Genomic DNA, 21,435 nt, shown 5'->3' on the forward strand with positions numbered 1-21,435 from the left:
ATGAAACACGCATATAAACCGCAACCGCAGGCCGGCGCCGACAGCGCGCCCGGCGAAGTCATTACCCTGCCGCCGCTGCAGGTGCGCAAAACCACGCCTCCGCTCAGCCGCTGGCTGCGGGATGTCACCCAACGTCTTCTGCCGCCGCTGCTCGGGCTTGGATTGCTGCTGCTGGGCTGGCAGCTGGCGGCGATGAACAGCAAAGGCTTTCCGACGCCGCTCAGCACGCTGGATTCCGCGCTAACCCTTTTCGCCGACCCGTTTTATCAGGACGGGCCGAACGATATGGGCATCGGCTGGAACGTGCTGGCGTCGCTGCAGCGGGTGGCGGTGGGATTTGGCCTTGCCGCGCTGGCGGGAATTCCGCTCGGCTTCCTGATTGGCCGCTCGCTGTTTTTCGCCCGCATGTTTAACCCGCTGATCGCGCTGCTGCGCCCGGTCAGCCCGCTGGCCTGGCTGCCCATCGGCCTGCTGCTGTTCCAGAAAGCGGAACCCGCCTCCAGCTGGACCATTTTTATCTGCTCGATCTGGCCGATGGTCATTAACACCGCCGAGGGCGTGCGGCGCATTCCGGAAGATTACCTCAACGTCGCCCGGGTGCTGCAGCTGTCGGAGTGGACGGTGATGCGCAAGATCCTCTTTCCGGCGGTATTGCCCGCGGTGCTGACCGGGGTTCGTCTCTCCATCGGTATCGCCTGGCTGGTGATTGTCGCCGCCGAAATGCTCACCGGCGGCTTAGGGATCGGCTTCTGGATCTGGAACGAGTGGAACAACCTCAACGTCGAAAACATCATCATCGCCATCGTCATTATCGGCGTGGTCGGGCTGCTGCTGGAACAGGGGCTGATGCTGCTCGCCCGTCGTTTTAGCTGGCAGGAAAAATAGGGAGTCGCAGATGAAACCATTAATTCAGGTCCAGGGCGTCAGCCAGCGTTTTAACACCGCCAGCGGCGAATTCCTGGCATTGCAGAACGTCTCCTTCGACATCTACGAAGGGGAAACCATCAGCCTGATCGGCCACTCCGGCTGCGGTAAATCAACCCTGCTGAATCTGATAGCCGGGATAGCCCTGCCGACGGAAGGCGGCCTGCTGTGCGACAACCGTGAAATCGCCGGGCCGGGGCCGGAACGCGCGGTGGTGTTTCAGAACCACTCCCTGCTGCCGTGGCTGACCTGCTTTGACAACGTGGCGCTGGCGGTGGATCAGGTCTTTCGCCGCAGCATGAGCAAAGGCGAGCGCAAAGAGTGGATTGAGCACAACCTCGAGCGGGTACAGATGGGACACGCCCTGCACAAGCGCCCGGGAGAAATCTCCGGCGGCATGAAGCAGCGCGTTGGCATTGCCCGGGCGCTGGCGATGAAACCGAAAGTGCTGCTGCTGGATGAACCCTTTGGCGCCCTTGATGCCCTGACGAGGGCGCATTTACAGGACGCGGTGATGCAGATCCAGCAGTCGCTGAATACTACCATCGTCATGATTACCCATGACGTTGATGAAGCGGTGCTGCTTTCCGACCGGGTGCTGATGATGACCAACGGTCCGGCGGCGACGGTCGGGGAGATCCTCGACGTCAATCTGCCGCGACCGCGCCATCGCGTGCAGCTGGCGGACGATAGCCGCTATCACCATCTGCGCCAGCAGATCCTGCACTTCCTCTATGAAAAACAGCCGAAAGCGGCATAGGGGGCGGCGATGAGGCGGCAACTGGTGATTATTGGCAACGGTATGGCGGCCACGCGCCTGGCGCAGGCGCTGGTGGAGCGCGATGCGCAGCGGTTTAGCATCACCCTCATCGGCGATGAGCCGTGCCAGGCCTATAACCGCATTCATCTGTCGCCGGTGCTTGGCGCCGAAAAAGCGGCAAGCGAGACGCTGCTGCTGCCCGCGTCGTGGTATCCGCGGCATAACGTGACGGTACGCGCCGGTGAAACGGTTACGGCGGTGGATATTGCGGCCCGTACGCTGCAAACCACCGCAGGCGAACTGGGCTGGGATGAGCTGGTGTTCGCCACCGGCTCGCTGCCGTTTCTGCCGCCGCTGCCGGGTATCACCCAGCCGCACGTTTTTGCTTTCCGCACCCTGGCGGACGTTGAGGGCATCCTGGCCATCGACGGCCCGGCGGTGGTCATTGGCGGCGGCGTACTCGGCGTAGAGGCCGCCGCGGCGCTGCGGCGTCATTGTGACAGTGTCACTTTGCTCCATCGCGGAAGCGGGCTGATGGAGCAGCAAATCGATGCTTTTGCCGGCGAGCAGCTGCAAATGCTGCTTGCCGAGCGCGGGATTCGCTGCGTGATGGAGAGCCGTATCGCCGCTATTGATGAACATCAGGTGCGGCTGGAGGACGGCCGCGCGTTTGCCGCCTCGCGGGTGGTGCTGGCGACCGGCGTGCAGCCGAACAAACGGCTGGCCGAGCGCAGCGGGCTGGCCTGCGCCCGCGGAATCCTCGTTGACCGCCAGCTGGCAACCGCGCAGCCGGGCGTCAGCGCCATCGGCGAGTGCTGTGAAATCGACGGTCAGACCTGGGGGCTGGTGGCACCGTGTCTGCGCCAGGCGGAGGTGCTGGCGGACCGCCTGTGCGCGACCCCTGGCGAGGATTTCAGCTGGCAGGACAGCGGCACCCGCCTGAAGGTCACCGGCATTGAGCTCTTCAGCGCCGGCGAGCTGCGGGCCGCCGAACAGGATGACGTATATACCAGCTGGGATCCGCTGGACCGCCACTACCGTCGCCTGCTGCTGCGCGACGGCAAGCTGCGCGGCGTACTGCTGCTGGGCGATTGCAGCAGCGCCGCGCCCCTCACCGCTCTGCTGGGGGCGCATGCGCCGGCGCCGGCAGAGTGGCTCTTCGATCCCTCTTCAACGATGCAGCCGCGCGCTGCGGGACAAACTACGATGACAAAACCTGTATTAGTGCTGGTCGGACACGGTATGGTCGGCCACCATTTTCTTGAGCAATGCGTCGACCGTCACCTTCATCAACAGTACCGGATTGTGGTGTTCTGCGAGGAGCGCTATGCCGCTTACGACCGGGTTCATCTGACGGAATATTTCGCCGGACGCAGCGCGGAATCGCTGTCGCTGGTTGAGGGCGATTTTTTCGCTCAGCACGGTATTGAGCTGCGCCTGAGCGAATCGGTCGCTAGCATCGACCGCGAAGCGCGGGTGGTGCGCGATGCCTTCGGCCACGAAACCCACTGGGATAAGCTGGTGCTGGCGACGGGGTCTTACCCGTTTGTTCCGCCGGTGCCGGGTCATAATCTCGAGGGCTGTTTTGTTTATCGTACGCTAGACGACCTCGACCAGATTGCCGCCCGCGCCGCAACCGCCCGACGGGGTGTGGTTATCGGCGGCGGCCTGCTCGGGCTGGAAGCGGCCAACGCGCTGAAGCAGCTGGGGCTGGAAACTCACGTTGTCGAGTTTGCGCCGAACCTGATGGCGGTGCAGCTGGACAACGGCGGCGCGGCGATGCTGCGGGAAAAAATCAGCCAACTGGGCGTCGGGGTGCATACCAGCAAGGCGACGACGGAAATTGTGCGCAATGAGCAGGGGCTGCAGCTGAACTTCGCCGACGGCAGCTCGCTGGCGACCGATATGCTGGTGTTCTCCGCCGGTATTCGCCCCCAGGACGCGCTGGCGCGCAGCGGCGGACTGAACGTAGGCGAACGTGGCGGCATATGCATCGACAACCAGTGCCGTACCTCCGACCCGGACGTACTGGCGATCGGCGAATGCGCCCTGTGGGAAAACAAAATTTATGGTCTGGTGGCGCCCGGCTATCAGATGGCGCGCGCCGCGGCGGCCACCCTTGCGGGCGAGGCGGGCTGCTTTAGCGGCGCGGATATGAGCACTAAGCTAAAGCTGCTGGGCGTCGATGTCGCCTCGTTCGGCGACGCCCAGGGGCGCACGCCGGGCTGTCAGAGCTATCAGTGGACTGATGGGCCGCAGCAGATCTACAAAAAAATCGTGGTCAGCGCGGAGGGCAAAAAACTGCTCGGCGGGGTGCTGGTCGGGGATGCCAGCGACTATGCCACGCTGCTACAGATGATGCTTAACGGGATGGCTTTACCCAAACACCCGGAAAGCCTGATCCTTCCGGCGCGTGAGGGCAGCGCGCCAAAAGCGCTCGGGGTAGCGGCGCTGCCGGACAGCGCGCAGATTTGCTCCTGTCACAACGTCAGCAAAGGCGATATCTGCCAGGCGGTGAGCGGCGGCGCGGGCGATATGGCGGCGATAAAAAGCTGCACTAAAGCGGCGACCGGCTGCGGCGGCTGTAGCGCGCTGGTGAAACAGGTGATGGAGTACCAGCTTGCCGGGCAGGGCGTCGAAGTTAAAAAGGATATCTGCGAGCACTTTCCGTGGTCGCGGCAGGAGATCTATCACCTGGTACGCGTCAACCATATCCGCACCTTCGAACAGCTGATTGCCCGCTATGGACACGGCCACGGCTGTGAAGTCTGTAAACCTCTGGTGGCCTCGGTGCTGGCCTCCTGCTGGAATGAATATCTGCTGAAGCCGGCGCATCTGCCGCTTCAGGACACCAACGATCGCTACTTCGCCAATATTCAGAAAGACGGCACCTATTCGGTGGTGCCGCGCATGGCGGCGGGAGAGGTGACGCCGGACGGGCTGATTGCGATCGGCCAGATCGCCAAACGCTATCAGCTATACAGTAAAGTGACCGGCGGCCAGCGTATCGACCTGTTCGGCGCGCGCCTGGAGCAGCTCCCGGCAATCTGGCGCGAGCTGGCCGAGGCGGGATTTGAAACCGGCCACGCCTACGGCAAATCCCTGCGGACGGTGAAATCCTGCGTCGGTTCGACCTGGTGCCGCTACGGCGTCCAGGATTCCACCGGCCTGGCGGTCACCCTCGAACATCGCTACAAGGGGCTGCGCGCGCCGCACAAAATTAAAATGGCCGTCTCCGGCTGTACCCGCGAATGCGCGGAAGCCCAAGGGAAAGATATTGGGGTTATCGCCACGGAGAAGGGCTGGAACCTGTACGTTTGCGGCAACGGCGGCATGAAGCCGCGCCATGCCGACCTGTTCGCCAGCGATCTTGATGAGGCCACCCTTATTCGCAGTATTGATCGGCTGCTGATGTTCTACATTCGTACCGCGGATCGCCTGCAGCGCACCAGTACCTGGATGGACAACCTTGAAGGCGGGGTCGACTATCTGCGCGACGTGATCCTCGAAGACAGCCTCGGCATCGGCGAAGAGCTGGAGCAGGAGATGGCGCGGGTGGTCGAGAGCTACCAGTGCGAATGGCAAACCACCCTTAACGATCCGCAGCGGCTGGCGCTGTTCCGCTCCTACGTGAACAGCGATGAGCCGGACGAAAGCGTACAGCGGCAAACCCTGCGCGGCCAGCCGCAGCTGGCCCCGTTCGCGGCGCAGGCCGAACCGGCGCTGCCGTCCCGCCCGTGGCAGGCCATTTGCGATCTCGACGCCATTCCACAGCAGGCGGGGATTGGCGCGCGGCTCGGCGAGCGGCAGATTGCGCTGTTCCGCTTCGGCGACCAGGTGTATGCCCTCGATAACCTTGAACCGGGCAGCGAGGCCAACGTTTTGTCGCGCGGCCTGCTTGGCGATGCGGGCGGCGAACCGATCGTGATTTCGCCTCTGTATAAGCAGCGCATCCGCCTGCGCGATGGCCGCCAGTGCGACGGCGGCGAACTGGCGGTACGCGCCTGGCCGGTCAAAGTGGAGAACGGTAAAGTGTGGGTTGGCAACCAGCAGCTGCTGGCGCGCGCGGAGGCCTCCTGATGACGGAAACCAGGACCACGTGTCCCTATTGCGGAGTCGGCTGCGGCGTTATCGCCAGCCTGAATGCCGATGGCCAGGTTACCGTACGCGGGGATGAGCAGCACCCGGCAAACGTTGGACGCCTGTGCGTGAAGGGGGCGGCGCTGGGCGAAACCGTCGGCCTGGCGGGAAGATTGCTCTTCCCGGAAGTCGACGGCGAGCGCGCAACCTGGACCCAGGCGCTGGCGGCGGCGGGTTCGCGCCTGCGGGAGGTCATCGACCGTCACGGGCCGCAGGCGGTGGCGTTTTATGCCTCCGGCCAGCTGCTGACCGAAGACTACTACGCGGCGAATAAGCTGATGAAGGGGTTTATCGGCGCGGCAAATATCGATACCAATTCGCGGCTGTGCATGTCTTCAGCGGTTACCGGCTACAAACGGGCGCTGGGCGCTGATGTGGTGCCGTGCAGCTATGAGGACGTGGAAAACAGCGATCTGGTGGTGCTGGTCGGGTCGAACGCCGCCTGGGCGCATCCGGTACTCTATCAGCGGCTGGCGCAGGCGAAGCGCGACAATCCGCAGATGCGGGTGGTGGTCATTGATCCGCGTCGGACCGCCACCTGCGATATCGCGGACCGGCATCTGGCGCTGGCTCCCGGCAGCGACGGCGGGCTGTTTGTCGGCCTGCTGAACGCCATTGCCGCCAGCGGCGCCATCAGCGGTGATTTCAGCGATGCGCCGCAGGCGCTGGCTATCGCCCGGAACTGGAACATCAACAAAGTAGCGCAGTTCTGCGGCCTGCCGCGACAGCAGGTCGCCGAGTTCTACAGCGAGTTTATCGCCGCTCCGCGCGCCATCACGCTCTATACCATGGGGATTAACCAATCCGCCAGCGGCAGCGATAAATGCAACGCTATCATCAACGTTCACCTGGCGAGCGGGAAATTTGGCCGCCCGGGCTGCGGGCCTTTTTCGCTGACCGGACAACCTAACGCCATGGGCGGGCGCGAGGTGGGCGGGCTGGCGACCATGCTGGCGGCGCATATGAATTTTGAAACCGATGATTTACGGCGTCTGGCGCGCTTCTGGGGGACCGAACGTCTGGCGCAAACGCCGGGGCTGACGGCGGTGGATCTGTTCGCCGCCATTGGCCGCGGCGAGGTGAAAGCGGTGTGGATTATGGGCACCAATCCGGTGGTGTCGCTGCCGGACAGCCATGCGGTAAGCGAAGCGCTGGCGGCCTGTCCGCTGGTCATCGTTTCCGACGTCGCCGCCGCTACCGATACCGGACGCTTTGCCCATATCCGCTTTCCCGCGCTGGCGTGGGGAGAGAAGAGCGGCACGGTAACCAACTCCGAACGGCGGATCTCACGCCAGCGCGCTTTCATGCCGCCGCCGGGGGAGGCCAGAGCCGACTGGTGGATCGTCGCCCGCGTGGCCCAGGCGCTGGGCTTCGGCTCCGCCTTTGCCTGGCAGCATCCGCACGAGGTGTTCAGCGAACACGCCGCGCTTTCAGGATATGAAAACGATGGCCAGCGGGCGTTTGACATCGGCGGACTGGCGGATCTCAGCCGCGAAGCGTGGGATGCGCTGGAACCGGTGCGCTGGCCGGTGAGCCGCAGCCATGCAAGCTGGGGTTTGCTCAAGGGGTGGCACCGCAGCGGCAAACTGCGCATGGTCCCGGTGACACCACAGCCCACTCGGGCGGTCACCGATGCGTTCTATCCGCTGATCCTCAACAGCGGGCGGATCCGCGATCAGTGGCACACCATGACCCGCACTGGCGCGGTGCCGCGTCTGATGCAGCATATTAGCGAACCGGTGGTGGAAGTCGCGCCAGCGGACGCGACGCGCTATCAGCTGCTGGAAGGTGAACTGGCGCGGGTCCGCTCACCGAATGGGGTGATGGTAGCAAAAGTGACAATCAGCGCTGGCCAGCGTCCCGGATCGCTGTTTGTGCCGATGCACTGGAATGATCAGTATGCTCGCCAGGGACGGGTGAATAACCTGCTGAGGGCGGTCACCGACCCGCACTCCGGGCAGCCGGAAAGTAAACAGGCGGCGGTAGCGATAGCCGCCTGGCTGCCGGCGTGGAAAGGCGAGCTTTTTGCTCGCCAGCCGGTTCCGCTCCCCGCCTCGCTGCACTGGCGGCGGCGGGCGGCGCAGGGCGTTATCCATCTTTCGCTGGCGGGGGATACCCGCTCCCGCGACTGGCTTGTGGGCTGGTGTCAGCGGCAGGGATGGCAGATGCAGGTAGCCGAAGGCGGCAACGTCTGGAACCTGCTGGCGTGGCAGGGGGGAGAGCTGATGCTCGGCTGGTGGAGCGACGCCAGCGAGCCGGCTATTGATGCCGAGTGGATTCACGCCGCGTTTCGCACCCCGCCGCAGAACGCCGCCCGGCGCCATGCACTATTGAGCGGCAGAAAAGGCGGCGATGAGATGCCGCGCGGGCGCATTATCTGCAGCTGCTTTAGCGTGGGCGAACGGGCGATAGGCGAAGCGATTGCCAGCGGCTGCCGTACGCCTGCCGCGCTGGGGGCGAAACTCAAATGCGGCACCAGCTGCGGTTCCTGTCTCCCGGAGCTTAAGGCGCTGCTGGCGGCGAAGCGGGTTCAGGCCTGAGATTCAGCATATTCCTGGAATCGCGCCAGAGGCTGCGAGGGCGGGCAAAAAACGATAAACTTAGGTTTTGCCGCCACCACTTCGTGAGTAGACGTAACCGATTTGAGCTCCTTGTCGTTCCGCATAACCCCGTATTTACCGCTTCTTCTGCTGCTGGCAGGCGCGCCCGCCCGCGCGCTGCAGGACAATCAGGCGTTCTCCGGCGCGCCTGAGAGCTTACCCGACCTCGGCCTGGCGCCGCAGGTCGACGACGACGCAAAGCACTTTGCCGAGATGGCGAAGAAATTTGGCGAAGCCAGTATGAGCGATAACGGGCTGACAACCAGCGAACAGGCGCGAGTATTTGCCATCGGTAAACTGGGGAACGAGGTCAGCCACCAGCTGGAGAACTGGCTTTCGCCGTGGGGCAACGCCAACGTCGATCTGCTGGTGGATAAAGAGGGCAATTTTACCGGCAGCAAAGGGAGCTGGTTTGTCCCTCTGCAGGATAACGGCGACTACCTTACCTGGAATCAGTACTCGGTCACCCAGCGGGATACGGGTCTGGTCGGCAATATTGGTCTCGGCCAGCGCTGGCGGATGGGCTCCTGGCTGCTGGGCTACAACTCTTTCTACGATAAAGCTCTGGACGATCGGATGGCGCGCGGCAGCGTTGGGGCCGAAGCCTGGGGCGAGTCGCTGCGCCTGTCGGCGAACTACTACCAGCCGCTCGGCGGCTGGCAGCAGGGGAGTAGCCTGACCCAGCAGCAGCGTATGGCGAGCGGCTACGATGTGACCGCCCAGGCGCGGCTGCCGTTTTATCAGCACATTAATACCAGCGTCAGCGTGGAGCAGTATTTTGGCGATAGCGTCGATCTGTTCCATTCGGGTACCGGCTACCATAACCCGGTCGCGGTGTCGGTGGGGCTGAATTACACTCCCGTTCCGCTGGTCACGGTCACGGCTAAGCATAAGCAGGGCGAGAGCGGCGTCAGCCAAAATGATGTTGGGCTGAAGCTGAACTATCGCTTCGGCGTCCCGCTGAAGCAGCAGCTGGCGGCCGATGAAGTCGCCGTTAGCCGATCGCTTCGCGGCAGCCGCTACGACAGCCCGGAACGGGATAACCTGCCGGTCGTTGAATATCGCCAGCGTAAAACGCTGTCGGTTTATCTGGCGACGCCGCCCTGGGATCTTCAGCCGGGGGAGACGGTGCAGCTGAAACTGCAGATTCGCAGCCTGCACGGCATTAAGTCGCTGAGCTGGCAGGGGGACACCCAGGCGCTAAGCCTGACATCGCCAATTGAGGCGAACAGTACGGACGGCTGGACCGTGATTATGCCGCGCTGGAGCAGCGAAGCCGGGGCGAGCAACCGCTGGCATCTTTCGCTGGTGGTGGAGGATAAAACGGGTCAGCGCGTCTCATCCAATGAGATCGCACTGGCGCTGACTGAGCCGTTGGTACGGGTACCGGCCGAGGGCGTTTCGTGGCAACATCTGCCCTAGAATACGCGCTCCTGATGGACCCAAACCGCCGCTTCCACGCGCGATTTCAGCTTCATTTTCTTGAGCATATGCTTGACGTGGACTTTGACGGTACTTTCGGTGATGTCCAGACGGCGGGCGATCATTTTGTTCGGCAGGCCCTGGGCAATCAGCTTGAGAATATCGCGCTCGCGCGGGGTCAGCTGGCTGATGTCGCGGTCCGAGGTGGCGCGATTAGCGCGCAGGCTGGCAGCCAGCACCGGGGTTAACGCTTCGCTGAGCACCATTTCGCCTGCCGCGGCCTGCTGCAGCGCCTTCAGCAGATCTTCCGGTTCCATATCCTTCAGCAGATAGCCGTCGGCGCCGCGTTTCAGGGCGGTAACCACATCTTCTTCATGATTGGAAACGCTAAATACCACCACGCGGCCGGAAAGCGACTTTTCGCGCAGCTTGTCGAGGGTTTCCAGACCGTTCATGCCCGGCATATTGAGATCCAGCAGAATCAAATCGGGATCTAATGATTCCGCCATCGCAATCCCTTGCTCGCCGTTGCTGGCTTCGCCGATAACCTGGATGTCCGGGGCCATGCTGATCAGCTGTTTGACGCCGGTGCGCAGCATCGGGTGATCGTCGATGAGAAGGATGGTTGCCCGTTCCTGTTGACTCATGAAGTTCTCCTTATTGGATTGAAAACGATTTTTCAGGGATAAAAGTGACCACCACTTCGGTACCGCCGGTTTCTCGACGCCGAACCTGACAGTCCCCGCGCAGACTCTGCGCGCGATCGCGCATGATAATCAGGCCGTAGTGGTTGCTGCGCTCCGCGTGATCCGGCACGCCGCGACCGTTATCGGCCACCGTCAGCCGGACCTGATTGTCCCGCAACGCCACGGTAACGCTGACGTCGGTGGCATTGGCGTGTTTCAGCGCGTTGCTGAGCGCTTCCCGGGCGATTTGCAGCAGATGAATGGCCTGATGCGATGGAACAAAACGCGGCGGCAGCTGATAATCCAGGCGTACCGTAAAACCGAAGTGGGCGCTGTATTCCCGGCAGCTGGCCTCCAGCGCCGGGCGCAGCCCCGGTTCGGTGAGCTGTAGCCGGAAGGTCGTCAGCAGTTCGCGCAGCTGGGCCCAGGAGGTATTGAGTTCATTACGGATTTGCCCCAGCAGCTGGCGGCTCGCTTCCGGCAGATCGTCGCCCTGCATCTGCAGGCAGCTAACCTGCATTTTCATACAGGAGAGCGACTGGGCGATGGAGTCGTGGAGCTCGCGGGCGATAGTGGCGCGCTCCTCCATCACGATAAGCTGCTGCTGGCGCTCCTGATGGCGATCGAGGGCGAGGGTGCCGGTGAGTTGTTCAACCAGCGTATCCACCAGCTGCTGCTGATCGTGGCTCAGATGCCGCCCGGCGGGCAGGGTGGCCAGCAAAATACCGTACTGATTATGGGCATCCGACAGCCGCCATTTTAAGGTGGTGCCGGTATCCGGCAGCGGCGGCAGATCGCGCGGACACAGATAGCAGCCTCTGTCGTCGCACTGAATATCGGAGTGGCAGGAAAACTCCTGATGGTTGTCTTCATCTTCCATATCGTAAACGCGAACTTCAATATCGCGCAGCAGGGTTAGCCCCTGTAACCCGTTAAGAACGGGCGAAATGCGCTCGCAGAGCGGCGCGTTCGAGTGCAGTCGGCGGTTGGCCTGCCACAGGAAGGCGAGGATCTCGTTTTTCTGCTCCAGACCGGCGGTTTTTTCCTGCACCCGGCGTTCAAGCACCGAATAGCTCTCCGCCAGCTCTTCAGACATATTGTTCAGCGCCATACCGAGCGTCGCCATCTCGTTGCGTCCGCTAATCTGCGCGCGCTGGGTAAAATCGCGTCGGCTCACCGCTCGGGCCATGCCGAGCAGCTGTTTCCACGGGCGTAGCAGGCGGGCGCGCAGCCAGACGATGGTAAACACCAGCAGCAGCGCCATCCCCACGGCCATGATGCGCTGGATCCAGACCACGTGTTTAATCCGCTCCTCGGTGGTGTGATCGAAAGCGGTCACCAGTTGGTCGATGCGATCGACAAAGCCAGCGACATCCGTCGCGACCGAGGCCTGATTTTGCGCCCTGCGCATTCCCGGCGCCAGCTCCAGCTGCCAGTAGTGCTGTAACGCCTGAAGCTGGCGCTGCTGATCGTCATGGCGGGCGGCGTACTGCAGTTCCGGGCTAAAAACGGTGGCCGTCATTTCATCGAGCAGCTTTTGATCGCTCTCGCCCAGCGGTACTGCCGCCAGCAGGCGGTAGCTCTGCATGCGCAGCGAGCCGGCTTTATTAATCGCATGCGCGCTGCCCTGAACGCCGTGCACCAGGCGAGAAGAGATCGCCATTCCGGCGACGCCGATGACCGTGGCTAACAGAACGATTAACGCGAGTTGATTAACCAGCGTTAGCGGCGTAAAAAGACGTTTCAACATGGGGTATGAGGCTCCTGACCGGCAAATCATCCGGGAGTGGCGCTTATTCTCGGACATCCCCTGGAGTATACCCATACCCCCAAAGGATTACCCCTTAATTGTCAGGGTGTGATGGGCTGGTGGCAGACGTTCGGACAATGCCAGCACTGGCGTGAAAAACCACACTTTTTTACGCAGAAATAGCTACTCACTTCGGGTGATGCGTTTTTTTTAGCCAAATTAGCGCCAACTTTTCCTTTGATTTATATCAACTTACCGCCGCCTGTAACCCATAAGGTAGCCAGGGTTAATATGAATTATTAGAGGTGTCTATGAGTCACTCTTCAATCCCGGAGAAGACTAACAGTTCAGTCATTAGCGACTGGCGTCCCGAAGATCCTGAATTCTGGCAGCAGCGCGGTCATCGCGTCGCCAGCCGCAATCTGTGGATCTCCGTCCCGTGTCTTTTGCTGGCATTCTGCGTCTGGATGTTGTTCAGCGCCGTTGCCGTCAACCTGAATAAAGTCGGCTTTCAGTTTACCACCGACCAGTTGTTTATGCTGACCGCGCTCCCGGCGCTCTCCGGCGCGCTGCTGCGCGTGCCTTACGCGTTTATGGTGCCGCTGTTCGGCGGACGTCGCTGGACCGCGTTCAGTACCGGGATCATGATCGTGCCCTGCGTCTGGTTAGGCTTCGCGGTACAGGATACCTCTACGCCCTTCAGCGTTTTCGTGATTATTTCTCTGCTCTGCGGTTTTGCGGGGGCGAACTTTGCTTCCAGTATGGCTAACATCAGCTTCTTCTTTCCGAAACAGAAGCAGGGCGGCGCGCTGGGCATCAACGGCGGCCTCGGGAACATGGGCGTCAGCGTAATGCAGCTGGTTGCCCCTCTGGTGATTTCGCTGTCGATCTTCGCCGTCTTTGGTGGTACCGGCAGCGAGCAGCCGGACGGCTCCATGCTGTATCTGGAAAACGCGGCGTGGATCTGGGTGCCGTTCCTGATTATCTTCACCCTGGCGGCGTGGTTCTTTATGAACGATCTGTCGGCGTCGAAGGCGTCGCTGAGCGAGCAGCTACCGGTACTGAAGCGCGCCCATCTGTGGATTATGGCGCTGCTCTATCTTGCCACCTTCGGCTCGTTTATCGGCTTCTCGGCGGGCTTCGCCATGCTGTCGAAGACCCAGTTTCCGGATGTGCAGATTCTGCATTACGCGTTCTTCGGGCCGTTTATCGGCGCCCTGGCGCGCTCGACCGGCGGGGCGATCTCCGACCGCCTCGGCGGGACTCGCGTGACGCTGGTGAACTTCGTGGTTATGGCTATCTTCTGCGGCCTGCTGTTCCTGACGCTGCCGACCCACGGCGAGGGCGGCAACTTTATTGCCTTCTTCGCGGTATTTATGGTGCTGTTCCTGACCGCCGGTCTGGGCAGCGCGTCTACCTTCCAGATGATCTCGGTTATCTTCCGCAAAATGACCATGGATCGCGTTAAGGCGCAGGGCGGCAGCGAAGCGCAGGCCATGCGTGAAGCGGCGACCGATACGGCGGCGGCGCTGGGCTTTATTTCGGCGATTGGCGCGATTGGCGGCTTCTTTATTCCAAAAGCGTTTGGTATTTCGCTGGATTTAACCGGCTCACCGGCCGGCGCTATGAAGGTCTTCCTGGTGTTCTATATCGCCTGCGTGGTGATTACCTGGGCAGTCTACGGACGCAAGCAGAAATAATATTTCTTTCTGAGTTTCTGCAAAGGGCGCAACGGTATTTGCGCCCTTTTTAGCGTTTATTTTTTAGTTACAACATACTAATGGTATGGGGTAATTTTAAAAGCCCCCTGAAGTCACAGAAAAAATGACTTCAGGGGTATCTACCCCTTAATACCATGGCGGATCGCTAATCCTTATTTTCTGCAGGCTTTTATGAAAAATATCTTTGTTAATCAATAAAATAAAAAATAGAAATAAATACTACTTTGGTGGTAATTACTGTGTTAACCCGTTTTTATAAGCCATATCGTCTTGATCGTTATCAATTCTCTCCCTCTTTCATAGCGTTACCTTCGCTGCAAATCCAGCAATGTCGATTTATCAGAGAGCCGTCAGGCTCCACACAGGAGAGACCCGATGAGTAAATTCCTGGACCGGTTTCGCTACTTCAAACAGAAGGGTGAAACCTTTGCCGATGGGCACGGCCAGCTTCTAAAAACCAACCGGGACTGGGAGGATGGATACCGTCAACGTTGGCAGCACGATAAAGTTGTGCGCTCCACCCACGGTGTCAACTGCACCGGTTCGTGCAGCTGGAAGATTTATGTCAAAAATGGCCTGGTTACCTGGGAAACCCAGCAGACAGACTATCCGCGCACCCGTCCGGATATGCCAAACCACGAGCCGCGCGGCTGCCCGCGCGGTGCCAGCTACTCCTGGTATCTTTACAGCGCCAACCGCCTGAAGTATCCGCTGATGCGCAAACGCCTGATGAAAATGTGGCGTGAAGCGAAAGTTCAGCACAGCGATCCGGTGGATGCCTGGGCCTCTATTATTGAAGACGCCGACAAAGCGAAAAGCTTTAAGCAGGCGCGCGGCCGCGGCGGTTTCGTGCGTTCGTCCTGGCAGGAAGTGAACGAGCTGATTGCCGCCTCTAACGTCTACACCGTCAAAACCTACGGCCCGGACCGCGTGGCCGGCTTCTCGCCTATTCCGGCGATGTCAATGGTCTCCTATGCCTCCGGCGCGCGCTATCTGTCGCTGATCGGCGGCACCTGCCTGAGCTTCTACGACTGGTACTGCGACCTGCCGCCTGCGTCACCGCAGACCTGGGGCGAGCAGACCGACGTGCCGGAATCCGCCGACTGGTATAACTCCAGCTATATTATCGCCTGGGGTTCCAACGTTCCGCAGACCCGTACCCCGGATGCCCACTTCTTTACCGAAGTGCGCTACAAAGGTACCAAAACCGTTGCCATCACCCCTGACTACGCCGAAATCGCCAAGCTCTGCGATCTGTGGCTGGCGCCGAAGCAGGGTACCGATGCGGCGATGGCGCTGGCGATGGGCCACGTCATGCTGCGCGAGTTCCATCTCGACAAACCGAGCCAGTATTTCACCGATTACGTGCGCCGCTACACCGACATGCCGATGCTGGTGATGCTTGAAGAGCGCGACGGCTATTACGCGGCGGGCCGCATGCTGCGCGCGGCTGACCTGGTGGATGCATTAGGTCAGGAAACGAACCCGGAATGGAAAACCGTCGCTTTTGATGAGAAGGGCGAAATCACCGTACCGAACGGCTCTATCGGCTTCCGCTGGGGCGACAAAGGCAAGTGGAACCTGGAACAGCGCGACGGCAAAACCGGCGAAGACGTTGAGCTGCGCCTGAGCCTGCTGGGCGGCCACGACGATATCGCCAACGTCGGCTTCCCGTATTTTGGCGGCGAAGGCACCGAGCACTTTAATAAAGTCGAGCTGGAAAACGTGCTGCTGCACAAACTGCCGGTCAAACGCCTGCAGAAGGCCGATGGCTCTAGCGTGCTGGTCACCACCGTCTACGACCTGACCATGGCGAACTACGGTCTGGATCGCGGTCTTGGCGATGAAAACTGCGCCAGCAGCTACGATGACGTCAAAGCGTATACCCCAGCGTGGGCGGAGAAAATCACCGGCGTTTCCCGGGCGCACATTATCCGTACCGCGCGGGAGTTTGCCGATAACGCCGATAAGACCCACGGCCGTTCGATGATTATCGTCGGCGCCGGTCTGAACCACTGGTTCCACCTCGATATGAACTATCGCGGTCTTATCAATATGCTGATCTTCTGCGGCTGCGTCGGTCAGAGCGGCGGCGGCTGGGCGCACTATGTCGGCCAGGAAAAACTGCGTCCGCAGACCGGATGGCAGCCGCTGGCGTTTGCTCTCGACTGGCAGCGTCCGGCGCGTCATATGAACAGCACGTCGTACTTCTATAACCACTCCAGCCAGTGGCGCTACGAAACCGTGACCGCGCAGGAGCTGCTGTCGCCGTTAGCGGATAAATCCCGCTACAGCGGCCACCTGATTGACTTCAACGTGCGCGCTGAACGTATGGGCTGGCTGCCGTCGGCGCCGCAGCTGGGCACCAACCCGCTGCGCATCGCGGAAGAGGCGAAGAAAGCGGGCATGACGCCGGTCGATTACACCGTCAAATCCCTGAAAGAGGGTTCCATTCGCTTTGCCGCAGAGCAGCCGGAAAACGGTAAAAACCATCCGCGCAACCTGTTTATCTGGCGTTCTAACCTGCTGGGCTCCTCCGGTAAGGGCCACGAGTACATGCTGAAGTACCTGCTGGGTACGGAAAACGGTATTCAGGGCAAAGATCTCGGTAAGCAGGGCGGCGTGAAGCCGGAAGAAGTGGAGTGGAAAGACAACGGTCTCGACGGCAAGCTGGATCTGGTGGTGACACTCGATTTCCGTCTGTCGAGCACCTGCCTCTATTCCGACATCGTGCTGCCGACCGCCACCTGGTATGAAAAAGACGACATGAATACCTCGGATATGCATCCGTTTATTCATCCGCTATCAGCCGCCGTCGACCCGGCCTGGGAATCGAAAAGCGACTGGGATATCTACAAAGATATCGCGAAGAAATTCTCTGAAGTCTGCGTGGGGCACCTCGGCAAAGAGACCGACGTGGTGACGCTGCCTATCCAGCACGACTCCGCCGCCGAACTGGCGCAGCCGCTGGACGTTAAGGACTGGAAAAAAGGCGAATGTGACCTGATTCCTGGGAAAACCGCGCCGCATATTCTGACCGTCGAGCGCGATTATCCGGCGACATACGAACGCTTCACTTCTATCGGCCCGCTGATGGAGAAAATCGGCAACGGCGGGAAAGGCATCGCCTGGAATACCCAGAGCGAAATGGATCTGCTGCGCAAGCTCAACTACACCAAAGCGGACGGCCCGGCGAAAGGCCAGCCGATGCTTAACACCGCAATTGATGCGGCAGAGATGATCCTGACCCTGGCGCCGGAGACCAACGGCCACGTGGCGGTGAAAGCCTGGGCGGCGCTCAGCGAATTTACCGGTCGCGACCATACGCACCTGGCGACGAATAAAGAAGAGGAAAAAATCCGCTTCCGCGATATTCAGGCCCAGCCGCGCAAAATTATCTCCAGCCCGACCTGGTCCGGACTCGAAGATGAGCACGTTTCCTATAACGCCGGCTACACCAACGTTCACGAACTGATCCCGTGGCGTACGCTTTCCGGCCGCCAGCAGCTGTATCAGGATCACCAGTGGATGCGCGATTTTGGCGAAAGCCTGCTGGTCTATCGTCCGCCAATTGATACCCGTTCGGTGAAAACGGTGATGGGGGCGAAATCCAACGGTAACCCGGAGAAGGCGTTGAACTTCCTGACGCCGCACCAGAAGTGGGGTATCCACTCCACCTACAGCGACAACCTGCTGATGCTGACGCTGTCGCGCGGCGGGCCGATTGTGTGGATGAGCGAAGCGGACGCCAAAGATCTGGGGATTGAGGATAACGACTGGATCGAGGTGTTCAACAGCAACGGCGCGCTGACCGCCCGCGCGGTGGTCAGCCAGCGCGTGCCGGCCGGGATGACCATGATGTACCACGCCCAGGAGCGTATCGTAAACCTGCCGGGTTCCGAGATCACCGAGCAGCGCGGCGGGATCCACAACTCCGTGACCCGTATTACGCCGAAGCCGACCCATATGATCGGCGGCTATGCCCAGCTGGCCTACGGCTTTAACTACTACGGCACGGTAGGGTCTAACCGCGATGAGTTCGTGGTGGTACGTAAGATGAAGAATATTAACTGGTTAGATGGCGAAGGTAACGACCAGGTACAGGAGAGCGTAAAATGAAAATTCGTTCACAAGTCGGCATGGTGCTGAATCTCGATAAGTGCATCGGCTGTCATACCTGCTCGGTCACCTGTAAAAACGTCTGGACCAGCCGCGAGGGTATGGAGTACGCGTGGTTCAACAACGTTGAAAGTAAACCGGGCGTCGGTTTCCCGAACGACTGGGAGAATCAGGAGAAGTGGAAGGGCGGCTGGATCCGTAAGATCAACGGCAAGCTACAGCCGCGCATGGGCAACCGCGCGATGCTGCTCGGTAAAATCTTTGCTAACCCGCATCTGCCGGGCATCGACGACTACTACGAGCCGTTTGACTACGACTACCAGAACCTGCACAACGCGCCGGAAAGCAAACACCAGCCGATCGCCCGCCCGCGCTCGCTGATCACCGGCCAGCGGATGGATAAAATCACCAGCGGTCCAAACTGGGAAGAAATTCTGGGTGGCGAGTTCGAGAAACGCGCCAAAGACCAGAACTTTGAGAACATGCAGAAGGCGATGTACGGCCAGTTCGAAAACACCTTCATGATGTATCTACCGCGTCTGTGCGAGCACTGCCTGAACCCGGCGTGCGTGGCGACCTGCCCGAGCGGCGCCATCTACAAACGTGAAGAAGACGGCATCGTACTGATCGACCAGGACAAGTGCCGCGGCTGGCGTATGTGCATCACCGGCTGTCCGTACAAGAAAATCTACTTCAACTGGAAGAGCGGGAAATCGGAGAAGTGCATCTTCTGCTACCCGCGTATCGAATCCGGGATGCCGACCGTTTGCTCGGAAACCTGCGTGGGGCGTATTCGCTACCTCGGCGTGCTGCTGTATGACGCGGACGCCATTGAAAATGCCGCCAGCACGGAGAATGAGAAAGACCTGTATCAGCGTCAGCTGGACGTGTTCCTCAACCCGAACGACCCGAAAGTGATTGAGCAAGCGCTGAAAGACGGCGTGCCGCAGGGCGTTATCGACGCAGCCCAGCAGTCGCCGGTGTACAAAATGGCGATGGACTGGAAGCTGGCGCTGCCGCTGCATCCGGAATATCGCACCCTGCCGATGGTCTGGTATGTGCCGCCTCTGTCGCCGATTCAGTCGGCCGCCGACGCGGGGGAACTGGGCAGCAACGGTATTCTGCCGGACGTGGAAAGCCTGCGTATTCCGGTTCAGTATCTGGCCAACCTGCTGACCGCGGGCGATACCCAGCCGGTGCTGCTGGCGCTGAAACGCATGCTGGCGATGCGCCACTTCAAACGCGCGGAAACCGTCGACGGCGTACTGGATACCCGGGCGCTGGAAGAGGTAGGCCTCACTGAGGCGCAGGCGCAGGAGATGTATCGCTATCTGGCTATCGCTAACTACGAAGACCGTTTCGTGGTGCCGAGCAGCCACCGCGAGCAGGCCCGCGACGCCTTCCCGGAGAAAAACGGTTGCGGCTTTACCTTCGGCGACGGCTGCCACGGTTCTGACAGCCAGTTCAATCTGTTTAACAGCCGCCGTATCGATGCTATCGACGTCACCAGCAAAACGGAGCCGCACCCATGATTGAACTCGTCATTGTGTCGCGCCTTCTCGAGTACCCTGATGCTGCCTTATGGCAGCATCAGCAGGAGCTGTTTGACGCTATCGCCGCTTCGGAAAAGCTCGCGACGGAGGATGCCCATAAGCTGAGCGTTTTCCTGCGTGACCTGACCGCTCAGGATGTGCTGGACGCGCAGTCTCGCTACAGCGAACTGTTCGATCGCGGCCGCGCGACCTCGCTGCTGCTGTTTGAGCACGTGCACGGCGAATCCCGCGATCGCGGCCAGGCGATGGTTGACCTGATGGCGCAGTATGAGCGCCACGGTCTGCAGCTGGATAGCCGCGAATTGCCGGATCATCTCCCGCTGTACCTGGAGTATCTGGCGCAGCTGCCGGAAGCGGAAGCGCTCGGCGGATTGCAGGACGTCGCGCCGATTCTCGGCCTGCTCAGCGCTCGCCTGCAGCAGCGCGAGAGCGGCTACGCGGCGCTGTTTGAGCTGCTGCTCAAGCTGGCTAACGCGCAGGTCGATAGCCAGAAAGTGGCGGAAAAAATCGCCGATGAAGCCCGCGACGATACGCCGCAGGCGCTGGACGCCGTCTGGGAAGAAGAACAGGTGAAATTCTTTGCCGATCAGGGCTGCGGCGAGTCGGAGATCTCCGCTCACCAGCGTCGTTTTGCCGGAGCCGTTGCCCCGCAATATTTGAATATCTCTAACGGAGGACAGCAATAATGCACTTCCTGAATATGTTCTTCTTTGACATCTATCCGTATATCGCCGGTACGGTGTTCCTGGTGGGAAGCTGGCTGCGTTATGACTACGGGCAGTATACCTGGCGTGCGGCCTCCAGCCAGATGCTGGACCGTAAAGGGATGAATCTGGCTTCGAACCTGTTTCATATCGGGATTCTGGGGATCTTTGCCGGTCACTTTCTCGGTATGCTGACGCCGCACTGGATGTACGAATCCTTCCTGCCGGTCGACGTGAAGCAGAAGATGGCGATGATTGCGGGCGGCGCCTGCGGCGTGATGACGCTGGTGGGCGGTCTGCTGCTGCTGAAACGTCGTCTGCTGAGCCCGCGCGTGCGCGCCACCACCACCGGAGCGGATATTCTGATCCTCTCCCTGCTGATGGTGCAGTGCGCCCTGGGCCTGCTGACTATTCCGTTCTCCGCTCAGCATATGGACGGTAGCGAAATGATGAAGCTGGTCGGCTGGGCGCAGTCGGTGGTGACCTTCCACGGCGGAGCATCTTCGCACCTGGACGGCGTGGCGTTTATTTTCCGCGTGCACCTGGTGCTGGGCATGACGCTGTTTGTGCTGTTCCCGTTCTCCCGTCTGGTGCATATCTGGAGCGCGCCGGTGGAGTACCTGACGCGCAAATACCAGATTGTTCGCGCCCGTCGCTAATTCTATTTCGAGTAAAGCTAAACCCTGCTGCGGCAGGGTTTTTCATTTGTGCGGTCTGCTCCCGGCGGGGCACATATGGCAGAAATACAGAATCAGTTCTGGAGAAATAAAAGAGCTAACTAAGACGGTTTTGATAATTTGATTTTGCTGAGGTACTGCAAGGAAGTGATGGTGGTGGGGGAAGGATTACTCGGCGCGTTGCGCCTCGCCCTTCGGGTCGTTGCCTGCGGCAACGCTTTCTCGCTCCGCTCGAATCGAACCTTAGTCGAAGCTTCTCATCCTTCCCGCATGGGATGGATATGGGGCACTGAGCGAAGTGTGAATTCAATACGACATGGAAGTGATGGTGGTGGGGGAAGGATTCGAACCTTCGAAGTCGATGACGGCAGATTTACAG

The 21,435-nt window shown here is 60.5% G+C and carries 12 protein-coding genes and 1 other RNA gene; 10 read left to right on the forward strand and 3 right to left on the reverse strand.

Going from position 1 to position 21,435, the window contains the following annotated elements; genetic code table 11:
* The 5 genes from ntrB to ABLU67_RS13905 all read left to right on the forward strand — a co-directional run bounded on the left by ntrB (nt 1) and on the right by ABLU67_RS13905 (nt 9,846).
* The gene (ntrB, locus tag ABLU67_RS13885; RefSeq protein WP_014229752.1) at nt 1–885 is read left to right on the forward strand and encodes a nitrate ABC transporter permease; all 885 of its coding nucleotides are present in this window, start codon (nt 1–3) and stop codon (nt 883–885) included.
* A gap of 10 nt (nt 886–895) precedes the next feature.
* A complete protein-coding gene (locus tag ABLU67_RS13890) occupies nt 896–1,684 on the forward strand; it encodes an ABC transporter ATP-binding protein (protein WP_014838761.1) in 789 nt (262 codons plus the stop codon).
* A gap of 9 nt (nt 1,685–1,693) precedes the next feature.
* The gene (gene nirB / locus ABLU67_RS13895) at nt 1,694–5,764 is read left to right on the forward strand and encodes a nitrite reductase large subunit NirB (RefSeq protein ID WP_348852341.1); all 4,071 of its coding nucleotides are present in this window, start codon (nt 1,694–1,696) and stop codon (nt 5,762–5,764) included.
* On the forward strand, nt 5,764–8,364 hold the full coding sequence (locus tag ABLU67_RS13900) for a nitrate reductase (protein WP_196096547.1): 2,601 nt from the start codon (nt 5,764–5,766) through the stop codon (nt 8,362–8,364). Before nirB ends, ABLU67_RS13900 begins: the two co-directional genes overlap by 1 nt.
* 102 nt (nt 8,365–8,466) lie before the next feature.
* On the forward strand, nt 8,467–9,846 hold the full coding sequence (locus ABLU67_RS13905; protein WP_033837193.1) for a YchO/YchP family invasin: 1,380 nt from the start codon (nt 8,467–8,469) through the stop codon (nt 9,844–9,846).
* Here the strand turns inward: ABLU67_RS13905 and narL are convergent.
* Together narL and narX are read right to left on the reverse strand one after the other, a co-directional pair.
* On the reverse strand, nt 9,843–10,493 hold the full coding sequence (gene narL / locus ABLU67_RS13910; RefSeq protein ID WP_004103129.1) for a two-component system response regulator NarL: 651 nt from the start codon (nt 10,491–10,493) through the stop codon (nt 9,843–9,845). The two genes, ABLU67_RS13905 and narL, sit on opposite strands and share 4 nt — an antisense overlap.
* 10 nt (nt 10,494–10,503) lie before the next feature.
* Nucleotides 10,504–12,282, reverse strand: coding sequence for a nitrate/nitrite two-component system sensor histidine kinase NarX (narX, locus tag ABLU67_RS13915; protein ID WP_014229747.1), 1,779 nt, complete (start codon nt 12,280–12,282; stop codon nt 10,504–10,506).
* Nucleotides 12,283–12,593: 311 nt separating this feature from the next.
* Between narX and ABLU67_RS13920 the strand changes: the two genes are divergently transcribed.
* From ABLU67_RS13920 to narI, 5 genes are all read left to right on the forward strand, one after another.
* A complete protein-coding gene (locus tag ABLU67_RS13920) occupies nt 12,594–13,982 on the forward strand; it encodes a NarK family nitrate/nitrite MFS transporter (RefSeq protein ID WP_004851854.1) in 1,389 nt (462 codons plus the stop codon).
* A gap of 396 nt (nt 13,983–14,378) precedes the next feature.
* Complete coding sequence (locus tag ABLU67_RS13925) at nt 14,379–18,122, forward strand: nitrate reductase subunit alpha (protein WP_014229745.1); 3,744 nt, start codon at nt 14,379–14,381, stop codon at nt 18,120–18,122.
* A complete protein-coding gene (narH, locus tag ABLU67_RS13930) occupies nt 18,119–19,654 on the forward strand; it encodes a nitrate reductase subunit beta (RefSeq protein WP_014838755.1) in 1,536 nt (511 codons plus the stop codon). The genes ABLU67_RS13925 and narH overlap by 4 nt, the downstream gene beginning before the upstream one ends.
* Nucleotides 19,651–20,361 (forward strand): nitrate reductase molybdenum cofactor assembly chaperone, encoded by a 711-nt coding sequence (gene narJ / locus ABLU67_RS13935; protein ID WP_348852342.1) that lies wholly within the window; start codon nt 19,651–19,653, stop codon nt 20,359–20,361. The genes narH and narJ overlap by 4 nt, the downstream gene beginning before the upstream one ends.
* A complete protein-coding gene (gene narI, locus ABLU67_RS13940; RefSeq protein ID WP_014229742.1) occupies nt 20,361–21,038 on the forward strand; it encodes a respiratory nitrate reductase subunit gamma in 678 nt (225 codons plus the stop codon). The genes narJ and narI overlap by 1 nt, the downstream gene beginning before the upstream one ends.
* Before the next feature lie 169 nt (nt 21,039–21,207).
* Here narI and ABLU67_RS13945 read toward each other — a convergent pair.
* A non-coding RNA gene (locus ABLU67_RS13945) (RtT sRNA) lies at nt 21,208–21,338 on the reverse strand.
* Nucleotides 21,339–21,435: the final 97 nt, after the last annotated feature.

This window comes from Klebsiella sp. GN_Kp190, assembly GCF_040061795.1.
In the GTDB taxonomy this organism is placed as follows: domain Bacteria; phylum Pseudomonadota; class Gammaproteobacteria; order Enterobacterales; family Enterobacteriaceae; genus Klebsiella; species Klebsiella michiganensis.